Genomic DNA, 9,800 nt, shown 5'->3' with positions numbered 1-9,800 from the left:
ACCAAAAGTGGAGGTGTTTTTCTTTTTTATAGTAGGCAGATGTCAAGGTCCATAATGAATTTCCAAAAGTACTTTACCAGATAAAGGTTAGATGTCATTTTTACTCTGCGAAAGTTGAGTTATTATAATAATCTTATGAAGGAGGGAATAAGCGTTGCTGAAAAATATGATTTGTTTCTGAGTGGCTCCCTTCATCAGATTATGAATTGGTTGAGGCTCCTAAGAATTCATTAACGGGGGGATTTACCCGTTCGGGGGAAGTTTATAGCGAAACTTGGATTGCTGTACAAAAGAAAAATTAACATGTAACAAAAAATGTCTTTAGTATTAGACTGGGTTGATCGCAATCCAGTCCTCTAACTGTTTAAGATTAATTCCATTAATAACTAGGAATTTAGTTTTGAAATATATGGTAAGATTAATTGAGTTAGAATAATTAATAAATATAGAATTAAGGGGGAGAAAGTGATGATTATTAGAAAAGCTAGTACAACTGATGCAAAAAAATTAGCTAATCTTATAAAGGAAGTCGAAAAAAATTCAAAATATATGCTCTGGGAATCTGGTGAAAGAGAAGTTCAGGCAGAGAGCCAATTGGAAATGATTGAAAGCATACAAGCAAGTGAAAATTCTACGATATTTGTAGCAGAAAAGGAGCAGGATTTAGTGGGTTATCTTTTTGCAATAGGTGGAAAGGCACGAAGAAATAAGCATTCCGTTTATATCGTTGTCGGCATATTACAAGCCAAGAGAGGACAAGGAATTGGTACAAAACTATTTTATCGGTTGGATCGTTGGGCACGGGATAGGAATATTCGAAGGTTGGAATTAACTGTGGTTACGAAGAATGATACAGCTCTTTCATTATATAGAAAAGCAGGGTTTGAAATAGAAGGGACCAAAAGGCATTCCTTGCTTATAGGTGATGAGTTCATGGATGAATATTATATGGCAAAATTATTATAGACAAGCTCGATTCTGCATATGTGGGATCGAGCCTTTTTAAGCTTAATTTTAGAAAATGGGATTGACATTTATCTGAAGGTGTTATATGGTTAATTACATAAGTAATTAACCAACTAAGGAATGAACTTAAATGAAGAAAAAACTAGATGATAGCAAGCCAATTTTCATGCAGATAAAGGATTTAATTGAGGATTCGATTATGGATGAATCCTATCAGACGGGGACCAGGGTACCATCAACGAATGAATTTGCTGCCTTTTATCAAATTAATCCTGCAACCGCTGGAAAAGGGATTAATGAGTTGGTCGGAGAAGGAATATTGGTTAAAAAGAGAGGGGTGGGCATGTTTGTTACCGAAACAGCAAAAGAGATTGTTATGGAGAAAAGGAAACAGACTTTTTATGACAATTACATGCTACCACTCAAAGAGGAAGCAAAAAAGCTTCAGATTAAAGATGAAGAACTTATAGAAATGCTGCAAAGGAAGGATGAAGGATATGAAGATTGAAGTGAATAATTTGAGTAAGAAGTATGGAGAAAAGTATGCATTAAATCATGTATCTTTTGCCCTCGAGAAAAATAAAATCTACGGTCTGCTTGGGAGAAACGGTGCCGGGAAAACGACATTCATGAATATTCTTAGTGGCCAAATTATGCCATCGAGTGGAGAAATAAAAATTGCTGGTGAAAATCCATTCGATCAGCAAGAATTGACGGAATCGATTTGTCTGATTAAGGAATCCAATAACTTCCCCAAAGAACTGAAAATCAAAGATGTGTTAAAGATATTTTTTTACTTTTATCCGAATTGGGATTACTCCTTTGCAGAAGATTTATTAAAAGAATTTAATCTAACACCTCGATTAAAAGTAAAAGCATTATCCAAAGGGATGGAGTCTGCTTTAGGTATCACGGTTGGCTTAGCGAGCAGGGCCCCGATTACCGTTTTTGATGAACCATATATTGGAATGGACGCGCCGTCACGGAAACGATTTTATGAATTATTGTTAGAAGATTACGAGGATTATCCAAGAACAATCATCTTTTCCACCCATTTAATTGATGAGGTGAGTTTAATATTTGAAGAGGTAATTATCTTGCAGGAAGGCTTGGTCGTTTTGCAGGAGGATTCAGAGGTGTTAAGACAACAAACGGTAGCCGTGTCTGGACCGACGGAAAAAGTAGATCAATTTTTACAAGGTAAAGATGTGATTGAACTCAAAAGTCTGGCAGGAAATTCAATGGCCTATGCCTTTGGTACTAGCGAAGAAGCGAAAGATTTCGGATTAGATGCAGAAGCGGTACCGATACAGGAATTAATGATTCATTTGACAGAAAAGAAAGGGGCGCACGCATGAATAACCAAGTGAAAGGACTTATTTATTATTATACACAAGACATGAAGTATCATGTGAAGATCTTTTGGACGATTCTAATTGCGATTATCGTTGCGACTAGTATTATGGCTTATTTCTTGATGGGCATAGAAGGGAGCAGATTTTATTGGGCGTTCCCGTTTGCAACGTATACGAATGTCGCAATTATTGCTTTTCAAAGTGTTAAAAAGGATATTCCTTTTGGATTGAAAATGGGAGCGATTCGGAAAAACATTTTTCTGAGCTATGCCTATTTCTTCTTTTGCTATTCCCTATTAATGGCGATAGCGGCTAATACCTTGCAGACAATTTTAGAAGGGCTGCTTAACGTCTTCGGTGTTACAAACTATATTTTTGGACATCCGGCTATGCTGCTGACAGATACGTGGTTGACGAGAACAGTTATTGATACATTCATTATGTTCTTTCTTATGGCCTTACTATTATTAGTCGGATTAATATTTTACCAATCTGGTTTACTAGGTGGAGGAATTACATTAGGAGCAATACTAGTCGTAATCTTGTATGGTCTTTTTCAGGGCTGGTTAATTGAAGCATTTGCGAATATTTTATCTGATGCATCCATGCTGACTTTTGCAACGATTTTCGTAATCGGCATTGGTTTATATCTCTTTAGTTATCTGTTTATACAGAGGGTGACTGTTGTGAGGAAGGTGTAAAGTAGAGCACAGAAACTTTAGTTTTTGGAACGCTCGAAAATTAAATGAAGGGGAACAATGAAATTATGGAGTATTTGTAAATTATAACTTGACATTTATACAATAATAAGATATTGTTTACAACAATTTAATATCCAATTTGATGACGAAAACGAGTAATTATGGAATCTTATCTACAGAGAGTTGACGAATTGCTGAGAGTCAATGGTAAGTCCGTAATGAAAATCCTTTCCGAGAAGCAAAGTTGAATGGAATTAAACTTTGACGGCATCCTACCGATAACCAGGACACGTATGATAGTACGTAGTGTATTTAGCAAGTAAAAAAACCACCACTGCGATGGTTTTTTATTTTGTTTAAAGGCGAGTTAAATAGGAGCTCGATTCTACGTAGGTGGAATCGGGCTTTTTTAATATTAAATGAGGTGATATTTTGAAGGAAACAAATGTCGAGAGGGAATTAAGAATACGTAAAAAATGGGAGCGGGAGAAAACTTTTCAACATTCAATCTCTAATCGCGAGGGGAAAGAGACGTATGTTTTTTATGAAGGGCCGCCGACAGCTAACGGATTACCCCATGCAGGTCACGCACTTGGCAGAACCATCAAAGATTTTGTAGCAAGATATAAGACGATGTCAGGATATCAAGTATTAAGAAAGGCGGGATGGGATACACATGGTTTACCTGTCGAGTTAGAAGTTGAAAAGCAGTTAAACATTCGTGGGAAGGATCAGATTGAAGCGTACGGGATTGAAAATTTTATCCAAAAGTGTAAAGAGAGTGTTTTCACTTATGAAAATGAGTGGAGAGAATTCACCGAAGAACTTGGGTATTGGGTAGATATGGATGCCCCTTATGTAACGTTGAACAATGAATATATTGAGTCTGTTTGGAATATCTTATCGATTATCCATCAGAAAGAATTGTTGTATAAAGGACACCGGGTTGTTCCGTATTGCCCAAACTGTGAGACTTCTCTAAGCTCACATGAAGTTGCACAGGGGTATAAAGATGTATCAGATCTATCTGTAACCGCAAAATTTCGTTTGAAAGGGAAGGAAAACGAATATTTTCTAGGTTGGACAACAACGCCATGGACGTTACCAGGTAATGTTGCACTTGCTGTGAATCCGAATATGAACTATGTAAGAGTCAGAGTTGAAGAAGATATATATATTTTGGCAGAGTCTTTGGCACCTATGGTTTTAAAGGGAAATTATGAGATATTGGATGTGTTAAAAGGAAAAGAATTGATTGGTCTTTCATATGAAGCCATTTTTAATTATGTCACAGTAGATAAAGGATATCGTATTATTGGAGCGGATTTTGTAACGGAAAATAGTGGAACTGGTATTGTTCATTTGGCTCCTGCACACGGGGAAGATGACTATGAGGCAATCAAGGATTATGGATTTGACTTTGTAAATGTTGTTGATACAAAGGGGCGGTATAAGGATTATGTCACTCCGCTTGCAGGGCAATTTGTGAAAGATTGTGATGTCGAGATTATAAAAATGCTTGCCAAAGAAAATCTTTTATTCGATAAGAAAAAATATGAACACAGCTATCCTCATTGTTGGCGGTGTGATAGCCCACTTCTTTATTATGCCATGGAAGGCTGGTTTATTAAAACAACTGCTGTAAAAGAAAAAATGAAAGCAAATAACCAAGAAGTGGCTTGGCACCCGCCCCATATGAGAAATGGAAGGTTTGGGAACTTTTTGGATAACATGGTTGATTGGAATATCGGACGCAACAGATACTGGGGAACTCCGTTAAACGTATGGACTTGTGAGGGTTGTGGCGCTGAAAAAGCCCCACACTCTATAAATGAATTAAGAGACCTTTCTACCGAGGAGTTACCTGAACATATTGAGTTGCATAAACCATACGTGGACCGGATATACCTCAGATGTTCTTGCGGAGGTGTAATGATTAGAACGAGCGAGGTAATCGATGTGTGGTTTGATAGTGGTTCGATGCCATTTGCTCAATATCATTATCCATTTGAAAACGAAGCATTATTTCAGAAACAATTCCCAGCGGATGTAGTTATTGAAGGAGTTGATCAAACAAGAGGCTGGTTCTACAGTCTATTAGCAGTTTCCACTTTATTTACCGGCCAGTCACCATATAAACGAGTTCTTTCTTTAGGCCATATTTTAGATGAACATGGGCAAAAGATGTCTAAAAGCAAAGGGAATGCATTGAACCCTGCTGAGCTGATACATGAATTCGGCGCTGATTCATTAAGATGGGCGTTATTAGCCGACAGTTCGCCTTGGAATAATAAACGCTTTTCTAAACAAACAGTGAGTCAGGCAAAATCTAAAGTTATCGATACACTACAAAACGTATATTCGTTTTATTCCATGTATGCCAAGATAGATCAATTTGATGCCCGAAAAGATTTCGGCGGCAAACAGAACGTGCTTGATAAGTGGATTCTTTCACGCTTAAATACGGTAATAAAGGAAGTTACTCAAAGCTTAGAAGAATATGAAATTACGAGGGGTGCAACATCGATAGCATTATTTATCGATGAGGTAAGTAATTGGTATGTGAGAAATTCCAGACAGCGTTTCTGGAGCAGTGGAATGAGTGATGATAAACGAGCGGCTTTTAGCACTTTATTTGAAGTGTTAACGAAGCTCATGCAACTCATGGCTCCTTACACTCCATTTATTACAGAAGATATTTATTCCGAGTTAGTAGAAGATAGCGTTCATTTATCTGACTATCCTTCACCAGACGGGACAAAGATCGATCAACAATTAGAGAAAGATATGGATGCGGTATTACAAATAGTTGAACTTACAAGATCGATCAGAAATACAACAGGGATAAAAACGAAATTACCTCTGGCCCAACTGGTTATCATTTTAAAAGAAGAATTTGCTTCATTACAATTGGAAAAGTACGCTTCTATTATACGGGATGAATTGAATGTGAAGGACGTCATATTTAATGTAGATGAGCGTGCATATCTACAATACAATCTAAAATTAAACTTTTCCGTGGTTGGTCCAAAGTTAGGTAAGTACGTTGGTGAGGTAAAAAATAAGGTCGAGGCGCTAACTGATAAACAGAAAGAAAAAGTTGTTGAAGAAAAAGAACTGAAGTTACCGTTAAGTACAGGAGAAATGGTAACACTTACTTTAGGTGATTTAATAATCGAGAAAAAAGGCAGATCCAGTTTTGAATTATTAGAACGAAATAATATTACTGTTTTATTAGATACGGAACTGACGCAAGCATTAAAAGAAGAAGGATTGGTTAGGGAATTTATTCGTGCTGTTCAATCGTATCGGAAAGAGTTGAATCTTCCTGTTGAGTTAAGAATAGATCTTTTTATCCAAGCTAATCCGGAACTTCAAAAAGTATTAGTTAAGTTTGATGACTTGCTGCATGAAAATCTAATCGTTCAATCGATTAATTTTGAAGAAAAGCCAAAAATGAGGCGTTTTGAAGTGGAAGGAAATGAAATTCAACTGTATATTGAATCATAATTAAAAAATATCAAAGAGACAATGCTGCTTCGTTTCTTTGGTATTTTTGTTGAAAAGAAAGATAAATTTCCTCTAAATTTAACTTTCGTAGTCTGAAACATTGAGCTATCCCTTGGTATAATTAGTGCAACCAGTAATTCATTATAGTTATGGAACGATCCCAAAACTTCAATTGAGTGATTAGAGGATTCTAATGACTCGTTTGAAGGTGATTCGAGTTCATTCGAGTGAATAGCGGGGCTCTAATCGATCGAATGCAGCAGATTCCAGTCCGCTCGGGTAAATAGAGGAGCCCCATTCCCGTTTGAACAAGATCCTAGTTCACTCGGGCTGAAAATCTTATCAGCATCTGAAAACACTTACTTTGCTTGAATTCACTACTAAAGCTGTCCGTTTATGGTATTGAACTCTTCGTACAGTGGTTAAGAGCAATTTTATGAAGTTTATCAGTGCAAAAATTGAGTTTATAATAGAATGTTGAGGGAGAAAAATGGTGAACAGATTAAATCTCATCACATTCGGCACAAAGGATATCATCAAATCCCACAATTTTTTCAAACATCCTTATATATAGACTATTATATAGACTATAAAAATGTCCTAATCTTCTTCAAGCAGTCTTCAACAATCTCTTCTGGTGCATTTTCAATAGTTTCAGAATTTCTAGCTTTGAAATCTAAATTTTTTAGTTGATCCGTTTTAACGACACCATTTACCTTTAAATCATCAGGCAATCTAACATGAAATCCCCATTTATTTACATCCTATTGAAGAGCGATAAATCCTTTGAAATCCTTCGATATATGTTGTATTTAAGTATACATTCTTTAAAGGATTGTTTATGCTCCTTAAAACCCTCTGAAGATTTTTTATAACCCGCTATGTCTAGAAACTAACTTTAAACTTATCCTCAAAACTTGACGCGTGTCAATTACTCCCTTTGGATTCTTCGGTATGATAAAGGCAGAAGATAACGCAATACTAAATATACCAAAAAGGAGAGATGAAGATGTTTATACGCTGGATTAATAAAGCTAAAAAACAAATTACGTTTCTATCAGGAGCATCGTTAATTCTCGCGCTTATTATTCATTATTTTGGTCCCTACGAGCTGAGGCAAGCAATCTTAGTGTTCGCTACAGTTTTAGCAGGAATTCCAATTTTCATTAAAGCGTACCAGGCCGTAAGAATGCGGGTGTTCAGCATTGAACTTCTTGTCACGATTGCCGTCATCGGCGCTCTATTCATTGGTGAGTTTGTTGAGTCAGCTGTCGTGACGTTCTTATTTTTATTCGGGGATTACTTGGAAACACGTACACTGGAGAAGACCCGCCGCTCATTGAAAGACCTTGTCGATATGGCACCACAGGAAGCAACGGTTATCCGTAACGGCGAGACAGAGACAATTCCAGTGGAAGATGTCGTGGCAGGTGATCGCATCATCATTCGTTCCGGGGGAAAAGTGCCAGTAGACGGAAGGGTCGTTTCTGGGCAAGCCTTTCTGAATGAAGCCGCAGTCACCGGGGAATCTGTACCGGTATCAAAGCGTAACGATGATCAAGTGTTCAGTGGAACGATTGTTGATAATGGATATATTGAAATGATTGCGGAACGAGTCGGGGATGACACGACGTTTGCGAAAATCATTGAGTTAGTTGAAGAAGCTCAGGAGTCCAAATCAAAAACACAGAAATTCTTGGATAGATTCGCCAATATTTATACACCGGCAGTTGTTGTTTTATCGATACTCGTTTACCTGATAACAAGGGATCTGCATATCGCGATTACATTCTTAGTTGTCGCTTGTCCTGGTGCCCTCGTAATTGGTGCCCCGGTATCGAGCGTAGCGGGGATCGGTAATGGCGCAAGAAACGGCGTTCTCGTAAAAGGTGGAGAAGTGATGGATAACCTCTCCAAAGTAGACACCCTTGTCTTTGATAAAACGGGTACACTAACGAAAGGAAAGCCGGAAGTTACGGATATTAAAACGTTCGGTAATTATGATGAAGTGACATTATTACAGCTTGTAGCTGAAGCGGAAACAATCTCTGAACACCACTTGGGTCAAACGATTGTGAAGGAGGCTCAAGCAAGAAATCTTGAATTAACAAGAGAGCCGGAAAGTAGTGAAGTCATTAAAGGGGGCGGAATCAAAGCTACCGTTGGCGATTATACGCTTGCAATTGGTAACCGTAAATTGATGAATGCAGAAGGAATCCACATACCGGAAGAAGTGGCAATTTATCAAATTAACCAAGAAAAGGCAGGAAATACCGCTATTTTCGTAAGCATCGATGGTGCGATAGCAGGAATATTCTCCATTGCAGACCAGATTAGAGAGGATGCTAAAGCTGCACTAGCTGAAATGAGACGTAATGGTGTGAAGAAAATTATCATGCTGACGGGTGACAACAAACATGCAGCAGAACTTGTCTCCAACGAGTTGGGCATTGATGTGTTTTATGCAGAATTGTTACCAGAAGACAAAGTAAAGTATGTGAAAAAGTTGAAGGAATCCGGTCACGTTGTCGCCATGGCCGGGGACGGAATCAACGACGCACCGGCGATTGCTACTGCAGATATCGGGCTTGCGATGGGAGAAGGAGGGACGGATATATCAATGGAAACAGCAGATGTCGTCTTGATGGCAGATAAATTGTCGCAGTACTCCCACGCTTATTCTTTATCAAAAGCGACAATTCGTAATATGAAGCAAAACACATTCCTTGCTGTCGGAGTCGTGTTCCTTCTCTTAATAGGAGTACTTGCAGGAGTAATCAATCTAGCGTCAGGAATGTTCATCCATGAAGCAAGCGTACTTGCGGTAATTTTAAATGCGATGCGACTAATCCGTTTCAACAAGAAGAATCAAGAAGTCAAAGAAAGTCTTAAAGCAAAACTAGTTTAATGGAGTCAGCGAATAGAAACGATTTCCTGCGAGCAGAAAATATCAAAGAAAAAATTTAAAAACTTGACGTAGGTCAAAGAAAGAATATGGGATACAGGATATGATAAAGGTAGAAAATAACAAAGGAGAGATGAATAATGACAACAGTTAAATTTCAATTGGAGCCCCTCACTTGCCCAACATGTATTAAAAAGATTGAAACAGGTTTAAACAGAATCGATGGTATAGAAGAAGCGAAAGTGATGTTCAACTCAAGTAAAGTAAAGGCAACGTTTAATGAAGAACAGGTTAGTGCTGATGACATAAAGGAAACAATAGAAAAATTAGGTTACGCTGTACTGTAATAAAGTAAAATACAAG

At 37.7% G+C, this 9,800-nt stretch carries 7 protein-coding genes and 1 pseudogene; 7 read left to right on the top strand and 1 reads right to left on the bottom strand.

Annotation, left to right across the window (positions count from 1 at the left end; genetic code table 11):
• The first annotated feature begins 468 nt into the window (after positions 1-468).
• The 5 genes from GN217_RS16965 to ileS all read left to right on the top strand — a co-directional run bounded on the left by GN217_RS16965 (position 469) and on the right by ileS (position 6,532).
• Positions 469-966 carry a GNAT family N-acetyltransferase gene (locus tag GN217_RS16965; RefSeq protein WP_156857842.1) on the top strand — a complete coding sequence of 166 codons (498 nt, stop codon included), beginning with the start codon at positions 469-471 and terminating at the stop codon, positions 964-966.
• A gap of 130 nt (positions 967-1,096) precedes the next feature.
• Positions 1,097-1,474 (top strand): GntR family transcriptional regulator, encoded by a 378-nt coding sequence (locus GN217_RS16960; RefSeq protein WP_156857841.1) that lies wholly within the window; start codon positions 1,097-1,099, stop codon positions 1,472-1,474.
• On the top strand, positions 1,464-2,324 hold the full coding sequence (locus GN217_RS16955; protein WP_156857846.1) for an ABC transporter ATP-binding protein: 861 nt from the start codon (positions 1,464-1,466) through the stop codon (positions 2,322-2,324). The genes GN217_RS16960 and GN217_RS16955 overlap by 11 nt, the downstream gene beginning before the upstream one ends.
• Positions 2,321-3,022: a hypothetical protein gene (locus GN217_RS16950; RefSeq protein ID WP_156857840.1), complete on the top strand. Its 702-nt coding sequence runs from the start codon at positions 2,321-2,323 to the stop codon at positions 3,020-3,022. The genes GN217_RS16955 and GN217_RS16950 overlap by 4 nt, the downstream gene beginning before the upstream one ends.
• A gap of 432 nt (positions 3,023-3,454) precedes the next feature.
• Positions 3,455-6,532 carry an isoleucine--tRNA ligase gene (gene ileS, locus GN217_RS16945; protein ID WP_156857839.1) on the top strand — a complete coding sequence of 1,026 codons (3,078 nt, stop codon included), beginning with the start codon at positions 3,455-3,457 and terminating at the stop codon, positions 6,530-6,532.
• 587 nt (positions 6,533-7,119) lie between these two features.
• Here ileS and GN217_RS16940 read toward each other — a convergent pair.
• A pseudogene (locus GN217_RS16940) lies at positions 7,120-7,278 on the bottom strand (type II toxin-antitoxin system PemK/MazF family toxin); the annotation flags it as partial.
• 263 nt (positions 7,279-7,541) lie between these two features.
• Between GN217_RS16940 and GN217_RS16935 the strand changes: the two are divergent.
• Together GN217_RS16935 and GN217_RS16930 are read left to right on the top strand one after the other, a co-directional pair.
• A complete protein-coding gene (locus GN217_RS16935; protein WP_156857837.1) occupies positions 7,542-9,440 on the top strand; it encodes a heavy metal translocating P-type ATPase in 1,899 nt (632 codons plus the stop codon).
• A gap of 137 nt (positions 9,441-9,577) precedes the next feature.
• Positions 9,578-9,784, top strand: coding sequence for a heavy-metal-associated domain-containing protein (locus GN217_RS16930; RefSeq protein ID WP_156857836.1), 207 nt, complete (start codon positions 9,578-9,580; stop codon positions 9,782-9,784).
• The last annotated feature ends 16 nt before the right edge of the window (positions 9,785-9,800 follow it).

Source organism: Oceanobacillus sp. AG (assembly GCF_009746545.1).
Taxonomy (GTDB): Bacteria; Bacillota; Bacilli; order Bacillales; family Amphibacillaceae; genus Oceanobacillus; species Oceanobacillus indicireducens.
The sequence above is the reverse complement of the archived record's forward strand: the minus strand, read 5'-3'. Positions and strand labels throughout refer to the sequence as shown.